Source organism: Leisingera sp. ANG59 (assembly GCF_013317235.1).
GTDB lineage: Bacteria > Pseudomonadota > Alphaproteobacteria > Rhodobacterales > Rhodobacteraceae > Leisingera.
This window is the reverse complement of the sequence record NZ_WLCM01000016.1, coordinates 37,358-61,215: the sequence shown is the minus strand read 5'-3', so window position 1 is coordinate 61,215 and position 23,858 is coordinate 37,358. Positions and strand designations below refer to the sequence as shown.

Annotated in this window: 20 protein-coding genes; 11 read left to right on the top strand and 9 right to left on the bottom strand. The window is 64.4% G+C overall.

Features of this window, described 5'->3' with window-relative positions; genetic code table 11:
* Positions 1 to 117: 117 nt before the first annotated feature.
* From GKC28_RS15020 to GKC28_RS14995, 6 genes are all read right to left on the bottom strand, one after another.
* A complete protein-coding gene (locus GKC28_RS15020) occupies positions 118 to 1,554 on the bottom strand; it encodes a mannose-1-phosphate guanylyltransferase/mannose-6-phosphate isomerase (RefSeq protein WP_174147840.1) in 1,437 nt (478 codons plus the stop codon).
* Positions 1,555 to 1,585: 31 nt separating this feature from the next.
* Positions 1,586 to 2,563, bottom strand: coding sequence for a GDP-L-fucose synthase (locus GKC28_RS15015; protein ID WP_174147839.1), 978 nt, complete (start codon positions 2,561 to 2,563; stop codon positions 1,586 to 1,588).
* A gap of 4 nt (positions 2,564 to 2,567) precedes the next feature.
* Complete coding sequence (gene gmd / locus GKC28_RS15010) at positions 2,568 to 3,686, bottom strand: GDP-mannose 4,6-dehydratase (protein WP_174147838.1); 1,119 nt, start codon at positions 3,684 to 3,686, stop codon at positions 2,568 to 2,570.
* Positions 3,687 to 3,769: 83 nt separating this feature from the next.
* Positions 3,770 to 4,747, bottom strand: a complete 978-nt coding sequence (locus GKC28_RS15005) for a sulfotransferase family protein (RefSeq protein ID WP_174147837.1) — start codon at positions 4,745 to 4,747, stop codon at positions 3,770 to 3,772.
* Positions 4,744 to 5,568 carry a hypothetical protein gene (locus GKC28_RS15000; protein WP_174147836.1) on the bottom strand — a complete coding sequence of 275 codons (825 nt, stop codon included), beginning with the start codon at positions 5,566 to 5,568 and terminating at the stop codon, positions 4,744 to 4,746. The genes GKC28_RS15005 and GKC28_RS15000 overlap by 4 nt, the downstream gene beginning before the upstream one ends.
* A 3-nt stretch (positions 5,569 to 5,571) precedes the next feature.
* Positions 5,572 to 6,501, bottom strand: coding sequence for a hypothetical protein (locus GKC28_RS14995; protein WP_217434100.1), 930 nt, complete (start codon positions 6,499 to 6,501; stop codon positions 5,572 to 5,574).
* A gap of 223 nt (positions 6,502 to 6,724) precedes the next feature.
* Between GKC28_RS14995 and GKC28_RS14990 the strand changes: the two genes are divergently transcribed.
* The gene (locus tag GKC28_RS14990) at positions 6,725 to 7,801 is read left to right on the top strand and encodes a hypothetical protein (RefSeq protein ID WP_174147834.1); all 1,077 of its coding nucleotides are present in this window, start codon (positions 6,725 to 6,727) and stop codon (positions 7,799 to 7,801) included.
* A gap of 8 nt (positions 7,802 to 7,809) precedes the next feature.
* Here the strand turns inward: GKC28_RS14990 and GKC28_RS14985 are convergent, their stop codons facing one another.
* Positions 7,810 to 8,352 carry a hypothetical protein gene (locus GKC28_RS14985; protein WP_174147833.1) on the bottom strand — a complete coding sequence of 181 codons (543 nt, stop codon included), beginning with the start codon at positions 8,350 to 8,352 and terminating at the stop codon, positions 7,810 to 7,812.
* A 158-nt stretch (positions 8,353 to 8,510) separates the two neighbouring features.
* Between GKC28_RS14985 and GKC28_RS14980 the strand changes: the two genes are divergently transcribed.
* The 6 genes from GKC28_RS14980 to GKC28_RS14955 all read left to right on the top strand — a co-directional run bounded on the left by GKC28_RS14980 (position 8,511) and on the right by GKC28_RS14955 (position 17,736).
* A complete protein-coding gene (locus GKC28_RS14980; RefSeq protein ID WP_174147832.1) occupies positions 8,511 to 11,798 on the top strand; it encodes an exostosin family protein in 3,288 nt (1,095 codons plus the stop codon).
* Entirely contained in the window at positions 11,795 to 14,530 is a 2,736-nt protein-coding gene (locus GKC28_RS14975) for a ParB N-terminal domain-containing protein (RefSeq protein WP_174147831.1), read from the top strand. The genes GKC28_RS14980 and GKC28_RS14975 overlap by 4 nt, the downstream gene beginning before the upstream one ends.
* A gap of 120 nt (positions 14,531 to 14,650) precedes the next feature.
* Positions 14,651 to 15,457: an ATP-grasp fold amidoligase family protein gene (locus GKC28_RS14970; protein WP_174147830.1), complete on the top strand. Its 807-nt coding sequence runs from the start codon at positions 14,651 to 14,653 to the stop codon at positions 15,455 to 15,457.
* 23 nt (positions 15,458 to 15,480) lie between these two features.
* A complete protein-coding gene (locus GKC28_RS14965; protein ID WP_174147829.1) occupies positions 15,481 to 16,206 on the top strand; it encodes a sulfotransferase in 726 nt (241 codons plus the stop codon).
* Positions 16,203 to 16,730, top strand: a complete 528-nt coding sequence (locus GKC28_RS14960; RefSeq protein WP_174147828.1) for a hypothetical protein — start codon at positions 16,203 to 16,205, stop codon at positions 16,728 to 16,730. The genes GKC28_RS14965 and GKC28_RS14960 overlap by 4 nt, the downstream gene beginning before the upstream one ends.
* 13 nt (positions 16,731 to 16,743) lie before the next feature.
* Positions 16,744 to 17,736, top strand: coding sequence for a glycosyltransferase family A protein (locus tag GKC28_RS14955; protein ID WP_174147827.1), 993 nt, complete (start codon positions 16,744 to 16,746; stop codon positions 17,734 to 17,736).
* 39 nt (positions 17,737 to 17,775) lie between these two features.
* On the opposite strand, the gene glf is transcribed toward GKC28_RS14955, so the two are convergent.
* Together glf and GKC28_RS14945 are read right to left on the bottom strand one after the other, a co-directional pair.
* Positions 17,776 to 18,939, bottom strand: coding sequence for a UDP-galactopyranose mutase (gene glf / locus GKC28_RS14950; RefSeq protein ID WP_174147826.1), 1,164 nt, complete (start codon positions 18,937 to 18,939; stop codon positions 17,776 to 17,778).
* Positions 18,940 to 19,209: 270 nt separating this feature from the next.
* Positions 19,210 to 20,127, bottom strand: a complete 918-nt coding sequence (locus GKC28_RS14945; RefSeq protein ID WP_254604251.1) for a glycosyltransferase — start codon at positions 20,125 to 20,127, stop codon at positions 19,210 to 19,212.
* Between the two features lie 29 nt (positions 20,128 to 20,156).
* Between GKC28_RS14945 and GKC28_RS14940 the strand changes: the two genes are divergently transcribed.
* The 4 genes from GKC28_RS14940 to GKC28_RS14925 all read left to right on the top strand — a co-directional run bounded on the left by GKC28_RS14940 (position 20,157) and on the right by GKC28_RS14925 (position 23,830).
* Entirely contained in the window at positions 20,157 to 21,206 is a 1,050-nt protein-coding gene (locus tag GKC28_RS14940; RefSeq protein WP_217434098.1) for a sulfotransferase, read from the top strand.
* The gene (locus GKC28_RS14935) at positions 21,199 to 21,558 is read left to right on the top strand and encodes a hypothetical protein (RefSeq protein ID WP_174147823.1); all 360 of its coding nucleotides are present in this window, start codon (positions 21,199 to 21,201) and stop codon (positions 21,556 to 21,558) included. The genes GKC28_RS14940 and GKC28_RS14935 overlap by 8 nt, the downstream gene beginning before the upstream one ends.
* 13 nt (positions 21,559 to 21,571) lie before the next feature.
* On the top strand, positions 21,572 to 22,720 hold the full coding sequence (locus GKC28_RS14930) for a hypothetical protein (RefSeq protein ID WP_174147822.1): 1,149 nt from the start codon (positions 21,572 to 21,574) through the stop codon (positions 22,718 to 22,720).
* A gap of 93 nt (positions 22,721 to 22,813) precedes the next feature.
* Positions 22,814 to 23,830, top strand: a complete 1,017-nt coding sequence (locus tag GKC28_RS14925) for a hypothetical protein (protein ID WP_174147821.1) — start codon at positions 22,814 to 22,816, stop codon at positions 23,828 to 23,830.
* Positions 23,831 to 23,858 lie beyond the last annotated feature (28 nt).

Genomic DNA, 23,858 nt, shown 5'->3' with positions numbered 1-23,858 from the left:
AAAGCCTGCCTGTGGAGCGGCTCGAAGCATCTCAATTTCTGTCTCGGGCAAAGAACCAAAGCGGTCCTCCGGGGATTGCCTCCTGCAATCTACCTGCTGGCTCCGACCCCGGGAGCCCTATCCCTTGGCGCCCTGACCGCGGGCATAGACATCCTCGTAGCGGATGATGTCGTCCTCGCCCAGATAGGCCCCGGTCTGCACCTCGATAAGCACCACCGGCAGTTTGCCGGGGTTCTCCAGCCGGTGGGTCTCACCCAGAGGCACATAGACCGACTGGTTCTCGCTCACCAGCCGGGCCTCCCCGCCGATGGTGACCTGGGCGGTGCCCTCGACCACGATCCAATGTTCAGCCCGGTGGTGGTGGCTCTGCAGGGACAGCGCCGCGCCGGGGTGCACATGGATCCGCTTAACCTGGAAGCGGTCGCCGACGGCCAGGCTTTCGAACCAGCCCCAGGGGCGGTGATCCTTGGGAAATTCGGTGGCCTGTTTCGCCGCCTTCGCCTTCAGCGCCGCCACCGCCTGTTTCACGTCCTGGGCGCGGGAGGCATCGGCCACCAGCACCGCATCCGGCATTGCCACGGCAATCACGTCCCTGAGGCCAATGCCGACTACCTCGAGGCTTTCATCCTCCGAACGCAGCAGGCTGTCGGCGCAGTCGATCGCGGTGGCATTACCGCTGGTGGCCACGCCATCGCCGTCCCGCGCCGCCTCGCGCCAGACCGCATCCCAGCCGCCAAGATCCGACCAGCCGCTGGCAAAGGGCACCACGGAGAGGTTTTCCGCCTTCTCCATCACCGCATAGTCGATGGAAATGTCCGGCGCCCCGGCCCAGGCCTGCGAATCCAGCCGCAGGAAACCGAGATCCGGCTGCCCCTGATCCACTGCCTGGCTTACCGGCGCCATCAGCTCAGGCGCGTGCTGCCGGAAGGCCGCCAGAATGGCCTCGACCGAGAACAGGAAGATGCCCGCATTCCACAGGTACTGGCCCGAGGCCAGCATCGCCTCAGCGCTGGCTTGGTCCGGTTTTTCGACAAAGCGCCGCAACTGCAGCGATCGGGGCGCGAAATCTTCCGGCGCTTCCGTCAACTCAAGATAGCCATAGCCGGTTTCCGGCCGGTCCGGCCTGATGCCGAAGGTGACCAGCTGTCCCGCACGCGCTGCCGCTTCGCCCGCCGCCACCGCGCTGCGGAAAGCCGCGGCATCGGGCACCACGTGATCCGAGGGCGCCACCAGCATCAGCCCCTCCGGGTCGGTCTTTTCCAGCCACAGCGCCGCCGCCAGCACAGCGGGCGCAGTGTTGCGCCCCTCCGGCTCAATCAGCACCGCACCGGGATCAAGCCCCGCACCGGCCAGCTGTTCGGTCACGATGAAGCGGAAATCGGAATTGGTCAGCACCAGCGGATTGGCAAACCTCTCCCCCGACAGCCGCCGGGCCGAAGCCTGGAACAGCGTCTCCTCACCGGTGAGCGGCACGAACTGCTTGGGGTAGCTCTTGCGCGACAGCGGCCACAGCCGGGTGCCGGAGCCGCCGCAGAGAAGAATGGGGGTAATCATGAAAATGCGCCCTTCCGGTTGATCCAACCTGCTACTTGCTGCGCTGGTTATCCAGCCCTTGGTTCAGGAACCACTGATAGGTTTCCCGGATGCCCTCTTCGAGCCCGATCGCGGCCCTCCAGCCCAGCCGTTCCAGCCGCGACACATCCATCAGTTTGCGCTGGGTCCCGTCGGGCTTGGACGGGTCGGTTGCGATGCGGCCCTCAAACCCGGTCACCCGCGCCACCAGCTGCGCCAGCTCCAAGATCGATACATCCGCGCCACAACCCACATTGATATGGCTGAGCATCGGCTCCGTCTCCCGCTGATAGACCTCCGTGTCCAGATCCATCACGAACAGCGAGGCTTCAGCCATGTCATCCACATGCAGGAATTCTCGCCGCGGCGTTCCACTGCCCCAGATCGTGACCTCTTCGGCACCGTCCCGCGCCGCCTCGTGAAAGCGGCGGATCAGGGCGGGCAGCACATGGGAATTCTCCGGGTGAAAGTTGTCACCCGGCCCATAGAGGTTGGTCGGCATCACCGAGCGGTAATCCACGCCATACTGCCGGTTGTAGCTCTCGCACAGCTTTATGCCTGCAATCTTAGCGATGGCATAGGGCTCGTTGGTGGGCTCCAGCACGCCGGTGAGCAACGCATCCTCCGCCATCGGCTGAGGGGCCATCTTCGGGTAGATACAAGAGGAACCGAGCTGCAGGAGCTTGGTGACGCCCGCCTCATAAGCGGCATGGATCACATTGCATTCGATCATCAAGTTTTCGTAAATGAACTGGGCCGGATAGGTGTTGTTGGCAACGATGCCGCCCACCTTAGCCGCCGCCAGGATAACCTGATCGGGCTTTTCCGCCTCAAAGAAGGCGCACACCGCGGCCTGATCGGTCAGGTCCAGCTCCGCGCTGGTGCAGCTGACCAGCGTCAAATCCTCTCCCGCCGCCTTGCGCGTCTCCAATCGACGCTGGATCGCGCCGCCCACCATGCCGCGGTGGCCTGCCACATAGATTTTCACCATTGGCTCAGCTCTCCACGCTGACCGGCAGTTCGTAACCGTGCTCTTTCAGCAGAGCGTGACGGCGGGCGGTTTTGAGATCCTCTGCAACCATCTCGGCACACATCTCCTGGGTGGTGATTTCCGGCACCCAGCCCAGTTTCTCCTTGGCTTTAGACGGGTCGCCCAGCAAGGTCTCCACCTCAGCCGGACGGAAGTAGCGCGGGTCGATGCGCATAATGACATCGCCCGGCTTCAAGGCCGGTGCATTATCGCCTTCCACCGCAGCAACGGTGGCAATCTCGTCCACGCCCGTACGGGAAAACTCCAGGTGAATGCCCAGCTCGGCCGCCGACCACTGGATAAACTGGCGCACCGAATACTGCTTGCCGGTGGCTATCACAAAATCCTCCGCCTCGTCCTGCTGCAGCATCATCCATTGCATCCGCACAGAGTCCCTGGCGTGGCCCCAGTCGCGCAGCGCGTCGATGTTGCCCATGTAGAGGCAGGGCTCCAGTCCTTGCGCGATATTGGCCAGGCCGCGGGTGATCTTGCGGGTCACGAAGGTCTCGCCGCGGCGCGGGCTCTCGTGGTTGAACAGGATGCCGTTGCAGGCATACATGCCATAGGCCTCGCGGTAATTGACCGTGATCCAGTAGGAATAGAGCTTGGCCACCGCATAGGGGCTGCGCGGGTAGAACGGCGTGGTCTCGCGCTGCGGGGTTTCCTGAACCAGGCCGTAAAGCTCCGAGGTCGAGGCCTGGTAGAAGCGGGTCTTCTTCTCCAGCCCGAGGAAGCGGATCGCCTCCAGCAGCCGTAGGGTGCCCATGGCATCCACGTCGGCGGTGTATTCCGGGCTTTCAAAGGACACCGCCACATGCGACTGGGCGCCGAGGTTATAGACCTCGTCGGGCTGCACGTCCTGGATGATCCGGGTCAGGTTCGAGCTGTCGGTCAGATCGCCATAATGCAGCTTGAAACGGGCGTTGTCCACATGCGGGTCCTGGTAGATGTGATCGACCCGCTGGGTATTGAACGACGAGGCCCGGCGCTTGATCCCGTGCACCTCATAGCCCTTCTCCAGCAGAAACTCGGCCAAATAAGACCCGTCTTGGCCCGTGACACCGGTGATAAGCGCTTTTTTCATGTTGTGACCTGTCAAAGAGTGGCTCATGCCGTCTGGCCCCATACTTAGGGGGGGGGGCAGCGGAAGAGAAGCAGATTGTATCTTTATACGTCCCGCATGCGGCTTGCAGGGGAGCGCCAGGGAGGGGCATGCGGATCCGGATCATACCCCAGCCGGGCGCAGAGACTGTCATAGGTAGGCGCCTGCGCCAGGTCCGCCAGTACGGCTTCGGGCACTGCCCGGCGCGGGCGGGCCGCAATAACCGCGCCGCTGCGGCCGCTGTCACCGGATAGGCTCAGCGCTGCGATCCGCTGCTGAAAATCCCTGCTGGCGGGTAGTTCCAGCACTTGGCAGATCTTGCGCATGCCCGCGTCGGGCGCGGCTATGAATGCCTCATAGCACAGGATCTCCGTGCCCGCGTAATGATCCAGGAACAGATGATAGCGGCGGGCATATTCCTCCAGCGTGGCTGGCGCGAAATGCACCCAGTCCTGGCGCTGCAGGCTAAGCCAGGAATCCAGCGGGTGGCGCACGGACACCAGGCTAAGAAGTCGGTAATCCGCCGCCAGCAGCTCTTTCATCGAGGGCCGCTGCGGCAGGCCGCTGCCCGTGGCGACATTGGTGCAGAAATGACTGTGGCTGTGATCGCGCAACACCAGGTCGCGCCCCTCCGCTCGGGTGTCCGCCTCCAGCGCGGCCAGCCCGGCCCGAAAAATACGGGCCAGAACCGCCTGCCCCGGCGGGTTGGAGCCTGCCTTGGCCAGGCTGATCAGATCACGCGGCGCAAAGGGCATTTGATAGCCCAGTTCGCTGAACGGATCGACCTCACTCAGCAGCCGGGTGCAAGGCAGGGCGGCAATGGCTTTGGAAAACAGCGTCCCGCCCGTGCAGGCAAAATGATGCAGCGTACGCAGCACCGGCCGTTCCGGCTGCGGCAGCGCAGCCCGGCACTCCGCCAGAAGGCGGGCAATCTCCGGCCGCGGCAGCCTGGCCGCCAGCGCCTCCGGTCCGGCGACCAGGAAACGTTCAAGCTGAGCTCGGGCCGGTTCGCCGGAGGCATGACCGGGGCCAGCCCCGGTCATGCCTCCGGCTCCGCTGCATTGCCGCCGGGGTTGTTGCCGGCCAGTGGCGCCAGCCGGTCAGCCAGCCGCCGCAGCAGGTCCTCGTACGCTTCTTTCTGGTGCAAAAGCGCGCCGTAGCGCTGCTGCAACTCGGCCAGATCGGCCGCACAAAGGTCCAACCGTTGTTGCAGACCGGCCTGCGCCGCGCCGCTTTCCAGCGCCGCCGCATTGCGCCAGGCCACCGCGTGCGGCCGGTCAGGATCTTCCGGCGCCGCTTCGAGCCAGCTTGCATATCCCAGGTCCGCCAGCCGCTGCTGCAACTGTTCCAGGGTTGGCGCCGCCTGGTACAGGCTCTGGCGGCCCTCCTGCACCCGGATCGTCTGAAAGCGCTGCAAAAGGGACGCTGCCTGCAATGCTTCCAGAAGGGCCAGCGCCTGGCCCGGCGCTTCGATGACCAGCAGCCCCCGGCCCGCCTCCGGCAGCCCGCAGCCTTTCAGAATATCCGCAACCGCGCGCGTCTCTACCGGCAGCCGCGCCTCGACCCGGAGACCGGGGAACAGGCGGTACAGCGCGTCCGCCGGTTCACTCAGACTGTTGAGACCGGAAAAATTGCAGCGCATGAAAGTAGCCGGGCCGCCCTGCGGCGAAACCACGGCCTCCACCGCCTGCACCGGGCCAAAACGCTGCGCCAGAGCCTTCAGCCCGGGGAGCGCTTCGGAATCTGCTTCGACCAGAACTACCGGATCGAGCCCGGCCCTGACATATCCTTCGGCCGCCGCGCCGCTGCCGGCGCCGATATGCAGCACATAGTCTGCCGGAAAGCAAAGAGTAAATACCGCCATGATCTAACGTTTGCCGCGCAGAGCCCGGCGGGCCCGGCGCATCGGAGCCATCAGCCGGAAGGACCGGGAGTTGCGCAGCTGCTGCATCTGCGTCTTCAGCCTAGTAACGTTCTCCGCCTGGGCCCCGGCGGCCTGTTCCAGTCCGGCGATCCGGGCGCCGGCGGCCGCCAACACCTCTGCCTTGGCCTGCAGTCGACCTTTTAAGACTTCAGCTTCCACTTGCAGGCTGCCGAACCGGCCGCGGGCCTGCTCCAGCTGCCGCTCCAGCTGCAGCTTTTCCCGGTACAGCGTTTCCAACTGTTCATACATGCTGCGCTGCTGAGCCTGGAGCAGCGCCCGCTCCTCAGCCCCCGCTTGGCCCGAAAGAAACGCTTCCAAGGCCGCATCCGGATCCGCATCCGGCAGCAGGGCCGCAGCCGAAGCTGCGAATTCGCCCTCAAGGCGGTTCAGGCCGGGCTCCGCCTGCAGCCGGGCGCGGGCCAGAGCCAGAAGCACAGCATCGGGCGCAGCTCCCGCCGCCTTTTGCAGGCTTGCCTGCGCCGCCTCGCTTGCAGGCAAGCCGCAATAGACCAACAGGGCGCTCGGCGCTGCCCGGGCCGCAGCCGCATCCAGCAGCAGAATGCGCCGCCGGTTCTGGCGCTTCAGCGCCAGAACCGCTGCGGCTTCCTCCTGAGCCGCGGCCAAGGCAGCAGACAGCTCCAGCCCCTCATTCAGCGCGGCGCACAACACCCCGGCCGGCGGCCGCGCCAGTAGCAAAACCACGCCTACCGACGGCGGCGCAGCAGGCAGCGCGCGATGCCAGGTGACCGGATACTGCTCCTGCAGCGCGGCATGCAGCGCATCGCCCAGCGGCGCCTGTGCTGCCCACAGCACGACTCCCTGCCCCGCACCGGCCGCCGCCAGCGGGGCAATATCTGTCTTCTTGCCTGCCATATGCTCCCCAACCGCCATGCCCCTGCACCAGCGCCTTCAAAACTGCATTTCTGCTCCCGCACCTGCCCGTCAGAGCCGGCCCGCGCCGCAACCTTTTACGTCCCTGCCGGGTGGAATATCAAGGCGGCTCCCCCGAACTGTTTTTTTGCAAGGACACCGGGGCGCCAGGCTGTTATAGCGCCCCGGCACATCCCGGCAGCGGCAGGCAATCGGACGGCATGACATGATACGGATCTTCAGAACAGGCGCGCATGCCCACCGCACGCCGCTCAGCTATCCGGCGCTGGCGCCGCTGTTTAACGGCCAGATCCTTGAGGTGAACACGCCGGAGCAAGCCGATCTCTATGTTTTCGCTCACATTCTGGACATCCAGAATGCGCCGCAGGCGATAGCAGAGGACTGGCGGCAACGGCAGCGACCCATCGTGCTGCTGTCAGAAGAGCCGTTCTGGGACACCCTCTGGGGCCGCCAGCCGCTGGCCCGCCACCGCTTGGCCGACAGCCGCTGGGGGCGGTTTCCCGTACACCAACTGACCCATCACAGCAGCGCCATCTTCCGCTTTGACCGGATCCCCTACTATCTTCTGACCAACCACCGTTTCGCCAATGCCTATGCGGCGAAATTCGCCCGCAACGTCCGCCAGACCCCGGCCGGGTGGCGCCGCAGATTCCTGAAGCGGCGCAGCGATATCGCCTTCCTGTTCGAACGCCGTGACGGCGCGCATCATTCCATCCGCTGGCCGGAGGGCGATATCGCAGGCCTGTGCCACTGGCGCACCCAAGTCGCCGAAGCCTGCCGCCGCGGCCGCATTGAACGGCTGGGGCGCAGCTGGCAGCCGGGTCAGCCCGCCCGCAGTCAGCTAACCGACTGGCACCTGGACAAGCTGACGCTGCTGGACGGGCGGCCCCGGGTGATCGGTGCCTTCGAAAACACCCATCAGCCCAATTACATCACCGAGAAACTGTTTGACGCCTTTGCCTGCGGCGCCCTGCCTGCCTACGCCGCAGGGCCGCGCCACCGGGTGCACGATCTGGGCCTGCCCGGCGCCAGCTGGCTCAACCTTCACGGAACCTCGCCCGCTAGGGCGGCAGCCGTGCTGGACGGGCTGGACTGGGGCGATGCAGCCTGGCTGGAGGCCACCAGCGAGGCCTATGCTGCCGCCCAGCAGCAGCTGGCAGCCCTGCTCGGCACCCCCGGCAACTGGCTGCAGGAGCGCCAGCGGCTGCAGGCCGCCGTGCTGACCGAATTCCGCAGCATTCTTGATGGCGCCAGCGTCTGGCCGGATCTTTCCGCCGCCTAAGCGCCGCCCTACAGCATCAGCAATGGCTCAAGCTGCAGGCCTTCAGTATGCAGGCTGTCGTCCAGGAAAAACAGGTTCAGCTCGCAGCCCGTCGCCCTTGCCGCAAGCTCTGGATCGGAGGCCACATGCAGCAGCACCTCCTGCGGTCCCGGGGGCACCAGCCCGGGGGCCGGGGTATGGCACTCCTCAAAGCCGCCCTCAGGCAGAAAAAAGCGCAAAGCCAGACGGCAGGACAGCACACCGCCGCTGTACAGCGCAAGCCGCAGGCCCGCACGGCGCGCCTGCGCCAGTTCGGCCGCCTGCAGCCGCATTCCCAAGCAGGCCCAACGGCCGCTGTCGGCCTCCGCCACTTCCAGCCCCAGACTGCCCCCGTCCCGGCTCTCCAGCCGCATCCGGGCCCGACCAGCGGGATCGCACGACAGCCACAGGTCGGACCCCAGATCCAAATGCCCGGCCCGCACCTCCCGGGGCTCCCCGTCGGCCAAAGCGGCAATCTGTTCGCGCAAAGACGCCAGCGCAGGCAGCGCGGCAGGGGCATTCGGAAGGGTCACTGGGCAAGTCCTCAGATTGTCATGCAGCGCACAACTTCCGGGAAAACTCAATTAAATGCAAGCCGCCCCGGCCGGACAGTTGAGAACCTCAGAACAGACTGCTACAGGCGGAACTGCCGCCGCCGTGCGGCCGATTTCAGACAGCATGGAAGTCCCGCATGCCTGACTTGCCCGTCCTTGCCATTATCCTACCCTGCCTGACCGGCAGCGGCGGCCTCGACCGCACCCTGCACAACCTGGCGGAGCAGGTTGGCCCCTTCCGGCTGCACTGCCAGGTTGTGCAAGCTGCTCCGGCCCGGTGCCCCGACACTGCGCAGCAGCTGGCTTGGTGGCAGGAGCAGTTCCGCAGCGGCCGCCGTCGCGCGGAGTGCCAAGGCCTGGATTTCAGACATGGAATCGCCGCGGACAGCGGTCTGGCCAGTTGCCTGGAACATGGCATCGAAGCCTGCCCCGCCGACAGCATCTTTGGCTGGATGATGCCCGGGGATACCCTGGCGCCGGAGGTGCTGCAGAGGGCAACCGAAGCGATGCAGCACTTCCCGCCCGAGCAACTCTCCTGGCTGAGCGCCTTTTCCGAGCCGCTGCCGGACCCGGTGCTGCAGGCCGGGCTAAGCGATGGCATCCACTGGGAAGCATTGCCGCCGGCCGGTACGTTTTTCCGCAACTGGCTGTGGCGCAAAGCCGCCCTGGAGCCGACCGTGCAGGACTCGGATCCCGGCACTGCCGCTTGGGCCTTGTGGCGCCAGTTCAGCCAGCATGCAGGTCTGGTACAGTCCGCGCCGGCACAGGCAGGCCCGCGGCCGCAGCCGCTGCAGCCTGACGCCGCTGCGCTAGAAACCCTTCTGCCTGCCAGCCGCCGCCGCGCCGCCTTGGCCGCACTAGCGACACAAGCCGAAGCAGGCCCGCCACTGGCCTGGCGCAGCCTCAGCCGCTGCCCTGACCGGGACCAGTTGGTCATCACCGGTGAAGATGCCCGCCCCGCGCTAGCTCGCCAGTGCAGCCGCCTGCACGGCACCGCACCCGCCTTGCCAGACACCGCCGCCCAGCCCTCCCGGGAGATCGCCCGCGCCGCCGCGCCCGCCAACGCAGCGGACAGGATCACCTTCCAGGACAATATCTTGGCCTATGACAGCGGCTGGCAGTATCCTGCGGTCACCGAGCAGCACGCCTACCGCCAGCTCCGCGACCGGGGGTCGGTGCCCGAAGGGGTGACGTATCTGGCCTATCCCTGGGCTACGCTAATCGACAAGCTGCACCGGAAKACCGCAGATCTACAGCCCCGCCTGGCAGAGTTCCGCGCTTTCTGCGCCCGGGTTCCCAAAGACACGGTCAAGGTTACCGTCTGCCAGCACATCAAGATGAAGGAAGAGCTGGAGCTGTTCCGCCTGGCCGGGGTCACCGAAATCTTCTGGTCGCACGCCACCCATGAGGACACCGCGGCCCTGAACCTCGACGGGCTGCGCCTGCATCCGTTTCCGCTGTTTCCGGTGCAGGCCGCTGAGCCAGACAACGCCCCTGCCGGTTCCGGGCAGCGGCCGCATCTGTTCTCTTTCATCGGCGCGCGCGCCAACCAGCACTATCTGACCGGCTGCCGCAACTGGATCCTGGATCTGCTGCAGGACGACCCGCGCGGGCAGATCACCGGCCGCGACAGCTGGCATTACAACAAGGTGGTCTACGGCCACCAGATCCACAGCGACGGCAGCCGCCTGGCCGCGGCCGGGCTTGTCGACACCAGTGCCTCCAACGAATTCCGCGCCTCGCTGCGGGCGTCGGTGTTTTCGCTCTGCCCCTCGGGCACCGGCCCGAATTCGATCCGCCTGTGGGAAAGTCTTGGGCTCGGCGCGGTGCCGGTGATCCTGGCCGACAACTGGGTGCCGCCGGGCGACCCGGCGCTGTGGCAGGCCGGGGCGGTGTTCTGCGACGAAACCCCGGACACCATCCGCGCCCTGCCGGACCGGCTGGCCGCCTTGGCCGCCGACCCTGATGCGCTGGCGCGGCTGCGCCATGGCGGCCGCCAGCTATGGGCGCTTTATGGCCCGGACAGCTTCATCTATGACCTGCAGAAATTCATGCTGGAGGCGGCAGACGGGCTGGACAGCCCAGCCCGCCTGCCTGCCCTGCTGCCCGGCTTGGCAGAAGAGCTGACCGTCCCGCAGGCACTGAAGGCACGTCCGGAGACTGCCGCGCTGTATCTGAGCGGCCTGGCCAGCCGCCTGCTGCTGGACGGCAGCGCAGCGCTGGAGGCCCATTCCGGAGACCCGCTGGCGCAGGCCGCCGAAGCGCAGGCCCGCGCCGCCCTGGCGCCGGAACATCCGCTGGTGCGGCAGCTGGACCGGACCTTGGCGCTGATGCACCGCCGTGCCGACCGGCTGCCGGCCGCGCAGGCCCCCGCGGCCCCGGCGCTGATCAGGCGCGGCCCGATCCGGGTCTGCTTGGCAGGCAAGCATTCCAACCGCACCCCGCTGGCCTATGAACCGTTTCGAAAGCTGGCCAGGGACCGCATCACCCTGGTTGAAACGCTTCGGGGCGCGGACATCATGCTGACCGGCTTCAGCGCCGATCTGCGCGAAATGGCTCCTGCACTCGCCGCCGCGCAACAGAAGAACCCGGATCTGCAACTGGCGGTTCTATCCGAGGAACCGCTTTGGGACAGCATCTGGAATAATGATTTGATGTCCCGGCACCAGCAGATGGAGGTGGGCAGCCACCGGCTGGACTACCATGTGTTCAACCACAGCAATTCCGCCATTTTCGATTTCGAAACCATCCCCTATTTCCTGCTGACCCGCACCGAATTTCAGGCCCGCTACGGGCTGCTGCTGGCGCGCCATGCGCATCTCAGCCCCCGGGCGCTGCTGCAGCACTGGCACTCGGCGCCCATCCCGGCGGCCTTTTATGCCGAGGTCCGCGAGAACCCGGCCTATTCCAAGACCTGGCCGGAGCAGGAGGTGGCGGGCCTCAGCGTCTACCGCACCGAGCTGGCGCGCGGCGTGACCCTCCCCGGCACCTTGCGCGAGGGCCAGGGCTGGCGCCCCGGCGCCAAGCGCCAAGCGCTGCCCGATTGGCACCTGGACAAGATCGCGGCGCTGGACATGCGCGCGCGGGTGGTCGCCGCCTATGAGAACACCCATCAGGCCTCTTATATTTCGGAGAAGATCTTTGATGCCTTTGTGGTCGGCGGCATCCCGGCCTATTACGCCGCGCCCGGCCACCGCATTCATGATCTGGTCCCTGATGCCGCAATGATCAACACCTATGGCCAAAGCGCCGCGCAGGCGGCCGAACGCATTGCCGGCTTCACTCCTGACTTTGCCTTTGCCGAGGCCTGGCTGGAGACCGCCACCCGGCTGCAGGCGCAGTTCAGCGACCTGCAGGCCATCGCCCAGGACCGCCGCCAGATCACCGACCGGGTCCTCTCTGCCCTGGAAAGCTGCCTGTCATGACCTCGGATCCCCTCTCCTCCGCCAAGGCCGCCGCCCCTTTGGAGCACCGCTCGGGCTACCGCATTGAGCTTTTCCCCCTGGAGCAGATCCGGCCCACCGAAGAGCATGCCCCGGCCCATGCTGAGGCGCTGCGCCAGGACATGGAGATCACCGGCCTGTGGACTCATCCACTGTTGGTCGATCAGGCACAGTTTGCCCTGATGGACGGGCATCACCGCTACCATGCCGCGCGGCAGCTGCAGCTTATCTGCGTGCCAGTGATCCTGCTCAGCTATGACGACCCCATGGTAGAGCTGCAAAGTTGGCGCCCCGGTGACAGCTACAGGCCGCAGGATATCTGGGATCTCTGCGCCACCGGGCGCCTCCTACCGATGAAATCCACCCGCCATGTGATCCACGCCCAATTGCCCTTCAGCCGGATCCCGCTGGCGCGGCTGCGCGAGGCCAAGGCCATTGGCCAGGAGGTCCCCGCCGTCGCCGCCCATCCGAGCCGCGTGCAATTGCTGAGCAGCAGCTACCACGGCTTTGGCGCCCGGATACCGCTGCGCACCGCCTCGGCGGCCGCCCTGGATGTCGAGACCGCCAGTTCCCTGGTACCCCATGACGCCCTGCGCCAGCGCCTGGAGCAGGACCCTGCCATGGCAGCACTGATGACCGCAACCCCCTGCCGCATTGCCCTGGGACGGCAAGAGGATTTCCCCTTCCGCCTGGTGTCTCCAGATCTGCTGCTGCTGCCCCCCAGCCTGCTGGACAGCAGCGCCGCCCTGGCCGCCTGCGCCCGCTGGGGCATGGAGGCCGCCTTTGCCTGGCAGCAGGGCGCCCCCGGCGCGGCGCGCCTCGCCGCCCTCATCCGCCACGGCGCCGCCCTGATGCAGGCCCTGCCGCATGAGGCCCGCGCCCTCTTGCAGGCCCATGCGCCCCAGGGTCTGCCCGCAGCGCTAACCTCCAGCCTGGCAGAGGCGGCCGCGATACCCGCGCCTGCAGAGCTGGGCAGGCCGGAACTGCATGGACCGGAACTGCTGGCCTGGATGGCGCACTGCATTGGCCTTCCCCAGAGCGCGGCAGAGACCGGTACCTCTGGTCAGGAAACGGGCAAAAGAGGCTCTAACATGGGGGGAATAAAGGATTTGACACTGGCCCTGCAGCCGCTGGAGGCCCCGGTCGAGAGCCTGCTGATCTCCAATAGCGACAGCCGCCTGCACCTGGATCCGGAAACCGGCAAGAACAAATACGGCACCACCCCGCGCCCGCGGCCCAAAGCTGTGCATTTTTCCTCATCCACCGCCTCCTCGATCTCCAGCTACGGCTTCCTCTATTGCGATGTGCTGCGGCGGGATCTGCTCAACCACGTGCTGGAGGGCAGCCAGGATCCGCGACGGCTGCGCAGCAGCCTCTGCCAGGCGCTGGTGCAGGAGCTTTGCACCCTATGCGGGATCGGGCCCGGCGCCGCCGATGGCGTCATCGCCCCCTCCGGCACCGATACCGAACTGCTGGCGGTGCTGCTGGCGCGCGCCGCCGATCCGGAGACACCGCTGGTCAACATCCTGATCTCCCCTGCCGAGACCGGCCGCGGAGTCCGCCTGGCCGGAGCCGGGAAGTATTTTGATGAACAAAGCGCCACCGGAGCGGCGATTGCCAAGGGGGTCCCGGTCTGGGATGACGCCCGGATCGATCTGGCCGAGATCCCGCTGCGCGACAGCTGCGGCAGGCGCCTGGCACTGGCGAAGCTGGATGCCGCCTTTCTCAAGGCCGGGCGCGCCGCCCTGGCGCGTGGTGCACGGGTGCTGGCCCATGTGCTGATCGGATCCAAGACCGGTCTCTGCGGCCCCAGTGCCGAGGCGGTCGATGCGCTCTGCGCCGAGGCCCCCGAGCGTGTTGACGTGGTGGTGGATGCCTGCCAGATGCGGGTTGACTTCGCCCAGCTGGGACAATGGCTGGAACGCGGCTGGATGCTGCAGGTCTCGGGTTCGAAATCCCTGACCGGCCCGCCCTTCTCGGGCGCCCTGCTGATGCCGCAAAGCTACCGCCGCCGCGCCGAGGCCGCCCGTGGCCTGATGCGTCCCGGCATCTGCTATCCCGAAGACTGGAACGGCTGGTGGGCCGGGCGCATGGGCGAAAGCACCGGGGTGCCCCCCTTTGGCGCGCCGCTGCGCTGGCTGCCGGCCCTGCTTGAAACCAAGCTGCTGGAGCAGGTGCCCCAGGCGCTGCGCAGCCATGCGCTGGACACTTTCCGCCAGGCGGTGACCCAGCGGCTGGAGGAAAGCCCCTATCTGGAGGTCTATCTGCCAGGTAACGGCCCAGTCGGCACCGGCCCCGAGGTCGGCCAGCTGGCCCGCCATTCGATCATGTCCTTTCAGGTCCGGGTGCCCGCCCGGCCCTCTGATACCGGCCCCGGTGCCCCCCTCACCGCCCTGGATGAGCTAGGCTGCCGCCATCTGTTCGAGACCCTCAACAGCGATGCCAGCGCGCTTCTGCCCATGGTTCCGCCCCCGGAACGGGCGCTGCTGCGGCAAGAGTTCCACATCGGCCAGCCCGTGGTGCTGGGACAAGGGAAGGACAGCCACTGCATCCTGCGCCTAGTGGTCGGCATGCGCTTTTACAATATTGTCGCCCATGCCGGCCCCGGCGCCGCGCGCGCCGCGCTGGAATCCGAGATCTCGGACCTCCTGCGCGCCATCGGCAAGCTGGAAATCCTGGCGCGGCACTGGCACATCTGGACAGGGGATCGGTAATGCGCCTCTTTCCCGCACATGAGACAACAGAGCCAGGGACACCAAATCCGGAGACAGCGGGGCGGGGCCTTTGCAGAGCTGCCGCCGCCTCCCCTGCCCGGATCAGCAACGGACAACACCATGCCCAACACTGAATTCAAACGCCGCATGAATGACCGACTGGAGCGCTGGTACAAGGGCGCCAGCCCCCATGACGATCCCAAGAAGCAGAAGCGGCGGCAGTATATTGCCGGCTTGGTCAACAAGACCGCGATGTTTAACTATGCCCGCCGCATGGAGCTGCCGCTGCCGGAGCGCTTTGCCGAGGTGGAACAGCTGGAAGAGATGGATTTCACCAGCCTGCCCGAACGCGTCGTGATCAAGCCCAACAATGCGGCCAACAATGACGGCGTGCTGCTGTTTGACGGCCCGCGCGAAGTCTTCACCGGCGACAAAGTCGCGCTGGAGGAGCGCGCCGCCTATACCCGCCGACGCTATGCGGAAGGGGCCTTTATCAAGGGCAACAGCAAGATCATCGCCGAGGAATTCATCCAGGATTTCGACCCGGTCTATACGGTGCCGCGCGATTTCAAGGTCTATGTGGTCGGCGGCCGCCCCTGGGTGATCCAAGTGGTCAACCGCATGGGCCCCAAAAAAGACTGGAGCCACCGCTACTACAGCCAGGACTGGGTACCCTATGACCACTTCCAGCGCGAGAATGCCTTGGCCCCGGTGATCGAAGCGCCCCGGCACTTTGATGAGCTGATGGCGCTGGCAACCCGGATCGCCAAGGATATCAACTGCTTCATGCGGCTGGATTTCTACATCACCGCACAGCGGGTGGTCTTTGGCGAGTTTACCTCCTATCCCAATGCCGGGTTGCAATTCACCCAGGTGGGTAACAATGTGCTCTGCGATCTGATGGACCGCTACCCCGACCCTTTCTGACCCGGACAAAAAGATCCCAGACCATGCCGCAGTATCTCTTTCTGTCAGGAACCGCCCGGGCCGGTACCAGCGCCCTGGTCAATATCCTGAACCAGCACAACCACATCCTGCTCGGCCAGGAACGCTATTTCAAAAAGTTCCGCCAGAACACGATCACCTGCGCTCATTTCGAAAAGGACCGCTTTCTGGAGATCCGCGAGGGCGATACGCACGCGCATGGCGGGCTGTTCGTGCCTCAGCGCCCCCGCCGCTATGACAATGCCGTCTACATCGGCGACAAGTTTCCCCCGATGTTCCGCCATCTGGACCATGTGCTGGCGGAATTCCCCAAGGCCCGCCATATCTACATCCTGCGCAACCCTCTGTCGGTGGTGGAAAGTTACGAGGCCCGGTTCCGGGACCCTGAGGACACTTGGAACCTTGACTGGCGCGCCGGGCTGGCGGCCTGGAACGACAGCGTCGCCCGCATCGCCGCGCTACCGCCGGAGGTGTTAAAGACTTTCCTCTTCGTGCAGTATGAAGATATCTACGCCAGCCCCCGGGCCCTCAACGCGCTGTTCACCCAGCTGGGGCTCAGCAACCTGGAGCCGGAGACACTAGCGCCGTTTGTGGAGAAATTTTCAGGCCTCAACAGCAAGCTGGTACCGCGCCGCGACGATATCCGCGCCCAGGTGGCCAGAAACGCGGACTGGGCCGCCTACAAGCAGCTCTGCGCGCTGATGCCGCCGCCGGTGGAGGATGATCTGTGAGCGCGCTCCAGCCCGCCCCGCTGTGCCCTGGGCTCGACACCTTTACCGCCAGCCGTCAGGATAGGCCGCTGCAGGCCGCCCGCACGGATCTGGGACCCGGGGTCTTCCTCAATGCCGACCCCGCCCTGCAGCTGGCAGGCAGCTACAGTTCTCCAGCCGGGTATTTTCTCGATCTCAGTGCGGCGCCCGCGGGCAGCGGCAGCTGGTTCGGGCTGCATGTGGTGCTGCAACTCCCGCCGCTACAGGGTATTGCGTATCTTGGCTTTGCCTGCCGCCTCGCCTCGCCAGAGCCGCAGACGCTGCGCGCCAGCCTGCGGTCCGGCACTCATGACGGCGGTTTCAGCGACTGTTTCTTTGACAAACACATCCTGGCCTCAGAACGCGCCCACAGCCATCTGGATGCGCTGTATCTCGACTGCTGCCCAGACCTGCCGCTCAGCGCCCCCTGGCGCGAACTGGTGCTGTTCCTGCCTTGCCGGGACTTTGATCTGAATCTGATGCATCTGCATCTTTTTGCGGTGTAAGGCCCCTCCAGCCATGTCCTCGGATCCGCCCCTCGACCTGACCATCGCCATCCCCAGCTATGATGACAACGGCCAGCTGACCCGGCTGCTGCGGCACCTGGAAGCTCTGAACATTGCGCGGCAGGTGATCGTGGTGGACGACGGTTCCCTGCCCGCTCCCGCTCTCGAGGCTCTGGCCTGGGACAGCGGGCTAGCCCCGGACCGGCTGATCCTGTTGCGCCAAAGCCGGGTTCTGGGCGCCGGGGCGGCGCGCAACCGGGCGCTTCTGTATGTGAAAACCCGGCACCTGATGTTTCTGGATGCCGATGACCTGCCCACCCGCGAGCTGCGCAGCCTGTGCCATACCCTGGCGCAGGCGGATCCGTTCGACTTCTGCATTTTCCAGCACCATGACAGCCGGATGGCGCGCGACAGTCTGTGGGGACAGATGCCCTTTGACCAGGATTTCTGGGTTCAGGCAGGCCTGGCCCAGGGCGGGCTGCGCCCGGTTGCGGACGCCGCCGCACCGCTGCTGGCACAAACAGCCAATTATCCCTGGAACAAGATCTACCGCACGGACTTCCTGCTGGACCAAAACATCCGCTGCTCTGAAACCCTGGTGCATAATGACATCGCCCTGCATTGGCAGAGTTTCCTGCGGGCCCGGCGGATTTTGAGCAGCGCCCGGACCGGCGTTACTCACTTTGTGCAGCCGGGCGGCGGCCGACTCACCAACCGGCTGGACGGCGAGCGGCTGCGGGTGTTCGAACCGCTGGAACAGATTGCTTTGGAAATTGCCGCCAGACACCCCGCCGGTGCGCCATATTCTGCAGCGTTCTTCGGCTTTGCCCTCGGGCTGCTAAATTGGGTGCAGGACACTCTGGCGCCGGAGTTTCAGGCCGGGCTGAAAAGCCGGGGAAACGCCTTCCTGCGCCGCCATCTCAGCCGCGGCCTGATCCGTCAGCTGAAACAGCAGCGGCCCGCCGACTGGCAGCGGGCTGCAGAGCTGTTTTCCTTGCCTGGATGAAGCCACGGCCTGGGAGCACCCGCTCCCCCAGGCCCCGCCTCACAGCGGTGCGGTGGAAAACGCCGACGCCGCCTCACCCCGCTCCAGGCAGGCTTCAAAACCGCGGGCCGCATCCAGCGCCTCGCGGATGGTCACATCCATGTCCAGGTAGCGGTAGGTGGCAAGCCGCCCCACGAAGGTGACGCCGCGGGTCTCCTCCGCCAGCTTCACATAGGCCGCCAGCAGTTCTTTCTCCTTCACCTGGCGGATCGGGTAGTAGGGGATATCGCCGGGCTCTGCCATGCGCGAGAACTCGCGGTAAAGCACCGAGCCCTCATGGCTTTCCCAGGGCGCGAAATGCTTGTGCTCAGTGATGCGGGTATAGGGCACCTCTTCCTCACCGTAGTTCATCACCGCGCAGCCCTGGTAGTCGCCCTGATGGGTGAAGCGCTCGAAATCCAGCGTCCGGTAGCCCAGCCGCCCGAGCTCGTAGCCGAAGTAGCCATCCAGCGGCCCGGAGTAGAACACGTGGTCAAAGCCCTCCCCCATCTCCGGGGTGAATTCAGTATCTAATTTGACCGAAATGCCCGGATGATCGAGGATTTTTCCGATCATCGCGGTATAGCCGTTCTCCGGCATCCCCTGGAACTGGTGGAAGAAGTAGTTGTCGTCGTAGTTGAACCTGACCGGGAGCCGTTTCAGGATCGAGGCGGGCAACTCCGAGGGGTGCATGCCCCACTGCTTGACGGTGTAGCCCTTGAAAAACGCCTCGTAGAGATCCTTGCCGACAAAGCGCATTGCCTGCTCTTCGAAGGTCTGCGGATCTGTGATCGAGGTGTCGGCCTGTTCCCGGGTGATGAACTCATGCGCCTCTTCCGGGCGCATGGTCTTGCGGAAGAACTGGTTGATGGTGTGCAAGTTGACCGGCAGCGAAAACACTTCCCGGCCGCCCGACAGCCCGCGGGTGGTCGATTTCACCCGGTTCTTGTAGGGCAGGAAGTTCTCGAACCGGTTTACATAGCCCCAGACTTCGGCATCGTCGGTGTGGAAGATATGCGGCCCGTAGACATGCACCAGGACGCCGGTTTCCGCGTCGCGCTCAGTGTGGCAATTGCCGCCGATGTGGTCCCGGCTGTCGATCACGGTGACCTGATGGCCCGCTCCGGCCAGATGCCGCCCGATGACGGCACCCGAAAGCCCCGCGCCCACGCATAGAATGTTCATGTGCTTGTCCTTTCCTGGGTTGTACCCGCACCTGCCAGCCTGTGCCTTCTGCCGAGCGGTGGAGAAATAGTCACTGCCATTCATAGCACTGCCCGGACCGGAAACTTTAATTTCCCCTGGTGGCGATACTGTTCCAACCGCTTGGTCATACCTGCTCCGATAGGGCGCGATGGCTTAAAACAGAACTGTTTCCTGTGCTCCGCTCTGAATGATAAAGAGCAAAGTCATGCTGCCAGCCGGTCCCATTTACCGCCCTCAGGAATGAGGATGCTACGGAGCACGCTGGCTGAAGGTTTTGCTCATCAGCTCCCCCTCTGGTTCCAGAAGTGAAACAGCATCCAGATTGAAACGGCGACGCATAACTTCACGGGCATGCTCGGCTTCCAAAACCCGGCCCCGGTTCAGGTTTGAAATACCGCCATCGTTATCCCCATGCACGGAACGCACATACATGATCCGCGAGGGATCCATGAAACAAGGATAGAACATGGCTGCGTCCCGGTGCCCTTTCAGATAGTGGTGGCCGATTTCCTCACGCGGGCTAACAATGGTGTAGCCCATCGACAGGGGCACCCGGTCGCAGATGTCGATCAACTGCGACCGTCCCTTACCGTCGTTCTTCCAATAGACGCCACGGGTGGCGCTCAGCACCGTGGGTTTCAGGATCAGCCCCGCATTGATCAGGCGGCGCGCGCGGCGGCGCAGGCTGCCGACGAAGTCCACTGCCAGCGCATCGTCGTCATCTAGCCGAAACAAGCTAACATGCTCGGCTTGCGGGTCAATTACCTGTTCAAAAGCGCGGCGCACCGCTTCGGCCAGCGGCATCTGCGGCAACGCAATGATCCGCGCCCCGGGCACATCCGAGACAATTTCCTCTAACCGACGGCGGTGCTCGGGCGGCATACGTTCGGAGACCAGGTAGATCATTGAGAAATTGCGGTCGCCCTGCGCCTTCATTGAATGCGCATTCAGCAGTTCCAGCATGCGGAAGCGGAAGGCGATCCGGGTTTCATCGAACAGCGCCCGCAGAAGCTGTGCTTCGTCCTGATGATCCCGTGCGGCCTGGAACCGGTCGGCTGCCGCATAGGAGAAAGGAACAATTCCGATAATCTGGTTCTTCAAGGCTGTGCGATCCTGCGTCAAAGAGGTAAAAGCTATTCTTTGACTAGCTGCCCCTCCCCAGCGCATCAAGGGCAATATCCTCGGACGGCCGGGTGTTGCCACTGTGCTATAGGCCGCGATCTCCCCCCGCCACATCCCGCTGGAGCAACGGCCCGCAAACCGCTATGAGAAGCGGACCTGCACACCGCGGCCCGATCGACAGCGAGGTAACGATGAAAAAGCCAGCATATTCACCTCAGGCGGCTGCGGCAGAAGCCCAGGAAACCGCTGGCAAGATTCACGGATTGCTGCGGGAAGGACGCTTCAGCCAGGCGCGCAAAGCGCTGGAGCATCTCGGAAAATCCAACCTCCAGGTAAAACGCCGCCGGGTCCGGACCCAATCGGCGGATGCGGTGCGGCTCAAGCGCCCGGTGTTCATCTGCGGCCTGCACCGCAGCGGCACGACGCTGCTGCACGACTATCTTTGCGCCCATTACGAAGTAAGCTTCTTCCAATCGGCCAAAGTACCGGAGAACGAAGGCCAGTTCCTGCAGGATGTCTACATTGCAGAGCGCCCGTTCGGCGGGCCTGGCGCCTTTGCCTTCTATCCGCAAATGCAATTTGCACCACTAAAAAAGCCTGAACGGGCCCGCAAAACTGCCAGTCGACTGCTTGCCCAATGGGGCAGCTGGGTGAAGGGGGAATCCCCAGTGCTGCTGGAGAAATCACCGCCCAATATCGTGCGCATCCCCTATTTCCGCAGCCTGTTCCCCAACGCTCGGTTCATTGTTTGGACCAGAGACCCCCGGGCCGTCTCCCTATCGACCCGCAAGTGGCACAATCTGCCAGTGCCGCAGCTCATGGCCCATTGGAACACCGCTTATATGAAAGCTTTCCAAGATCTTGGAGAGGATTGCATCCTAGCCCGGTATGAGGACTTCTGCGAAGATCCAAGTGGCACGGCAAATCGTATCGCGGCCTTCTGCGGCCTTGAAAAACGCAGCGCCCCATTGCCAATGGCCGAGCGCTTCAGCGCAGTGAAGAACTCTAACGCCAAATACATTGCCAATTTCCCCACAACCTACCGGACGCGCAATCTGGTCCGGGCCTGGGAATACTTCGGCTACACTTTTTCCAGCAATCACGGGACCGCTGCCAATGACTGATGCCGCCTCTACCCAAGAGCGCCCCATTGCCGTTCAGATCGGCTTCAACAAATGCGCCACCCTGTCGCTGACCCGCCTGTTCAACCGAAGCGGCGTCAACTCGCTGCATTGCAACTGGTCCAAAGGCAAGGGGCGGCAAGAAAAACCGCTCTACCAAGCCAGGATCCACCGCAACTTGAAAGCCGGCAGGCCCGCTTTCGAAGGGCTTGAGCGTTTCTCCAGCTTCTTCGACCCCGAATTTGATCTCGACCCCGCCTATTGGGAGCATGCCCACAAGACCAGCGACAAAAGCTGGGTCCAGCAAAAGAAAGACCGCTGGAGCAACTTCGATTTCGAGCGCTTCGGCACCTGATGGGAAACCGCCAGTGATACAAGATCTGCTCATTCACACCGGAGACCCCAAGACCGGCACCAGCTCGATCCAATCGGTGCTGAATACCGGCGCCTGGCGCTGCAGCGCGGCGCATCTGGTGCCCCAGAAGCACCTCAACAACGCCCCACTTGCCAATGCGCTGAAGGCAAACGCCGACCCCGCCTTTGTAGAGGCGCAGTTCGGTAGTCTTCGGGACTGGTTCGCATGCCACGACAGCGGCACCGGCGTGATCTCCACCGAATTCCTGGCCCGGCGCAGCCCGCACCGCCTGCAGGAAGTACTGGAAAGCTATTTCCCCGGCCTGCCCACGCGCACGATCTCCTACGTGCGCCCGCATGCCTCACGCGCCCTTTCCGCCTATGGACAGCGGCTGAAAACCGGCACCTTCGACGGCTCGCTGCAAGAATTCTGCCGTTTCATTACTACCGTTCCCACCCTCTATTACGCCAAGAGGTTTCCGGCCTGGCGCACGGTCTTCGGCGGCGGCATGATCCTGCGGCCCTTTGTGCGCAGCGCGCTTCGCGACGGCGATGCGGTGTCCGATTTCTTCTATCACGCTCTGGGCACCGGCAATTTCGAACTGCTGCCCGTGGAGCTGGTCAACGAAGCGCTTTCGGTTGCGGAATTGTCAGGCATGCGCCTTGTTCAGCAGGTTTTACGCCGCCAGGAGCTGGCAGACCATCACAGGCTGGCGCTTGGCGGCGCACTTCAACGCAGTCTCTCCGCACAGTCTGGACGCTGCGGCAAAAAGCCCGTGCTCGACCAAGCCAGCGCCAGCCACCTTCTGGAAGCCTTCCGGGAAGATGCCAGAGCAATGGACCGCCAGTTCTTTGGCCATCCTATTCTGGAGGAAGAGCTGCAGCGCAGCCGCGACAGCACTTCTCATACCAGGCAAGATTTCTCCCCCGAAGCCCATTTCCTTCCTCATCAGAGAACCCGGCTGGATGAAGCAGCAACCCGCATAGGAACCCTGATCCGGAAAATGCCCAAGGCCTGGCGCCAAGAGTACCAGGTTTCGGTATCCCAGCGCGATCCCAGCGACATTGCGGACAGCTCTCCAGCCCACCGCAAGAATGCCAAAAATGTCTGGAATCTTCTGGATGAAATCACCGCTATCTTGGCACAGCCGAATACAGGCTAAGACAGGGAATTTCCTTTGGCACTTGCCTAAAAAACCGCTAAGCACCCCAGAAAGTCACAGGCCGTCGGCCGCAGAACATCACAGGTACCCAGGTTGAAACGCACACTGATCCTTCATATCGGCGCCCACCGGACCGCGACCTCTGCCCTGCAGGAATATCTGCACGCCAACTTCGATCCGCTTCAGGAAAAAGGCTTTTTCTACCCGTTCAAGGTCCGTCGGCACCTGAAGATGATGAACAACCTGTTCAACGGCGAGCGCACCCCCGCGGACGTGACCCAGACCCTCACCACGCGTGCGGATAAGCGGCCGCATCCGATCCGCACGATAATCCTCAGCGACGAAGACGTCTGCATGCGCCGGGATCTCTCCGTGCTGGCCAAATTCCGCGAATGGTTCGACGTCAAGGTTGTGTTCACCCTGCGCCGCCAGGACACGTGGCTGGAAAGCTGGTTCTTCCAGAACATCAAATGGCAATGGAACCAAAAGCTGAGCCATTGCACCTTCGATGACTTCATGGCGATGCGAGAGGATTTTCACTGGATCCACTACGACCGCTACCTGCGCCATCTGGAAAAACTGTTCGGGCAGGACAACATCATCGTGAACGTGCATGAGCGGGGCCAGATGAAGGGCGGCCCGATCGAAACCTTCTGCGACAGCATCGGTCTGACCGACCGCGAGGGCTTCCGCGCCCCCGCCCATATCAACGAAAGCTACTCGCCCGCGATCTCCGAATTCATGCGCTGTCTGCCGCTGGACGAGGCGTCTCCCGGCTACCGCAGCGTGCTAACCACAGCCTGCGCCGAAATCGACAAGGCCCTGCAAGGCGGCGCCAGGAAACAATCGGAACGGCTGATGCCGCCGGAGCAGCGCGCCGCAGTGATGGCGGACTATGCCGCAGGCAACCGCGCCGTCGCGCAGCGCTATTTCGGCCGCGAGGAACTGTTCTTCGACCCGCTGCCGGCTGCCGATGCACCGTTGGCCCGGATGGAGCTGCCCGCCGACAGCTACGCGCTGATGCGCGATCTGGTCACCCCGCTGATGCAGGCGATGATTGTCCACCAGGCAGCTGAAAAGGCGGAACGGAAAGCCGAACAGCAAGGGTAAGCCCAAGATACCCCAGCCCCGGCTGCAA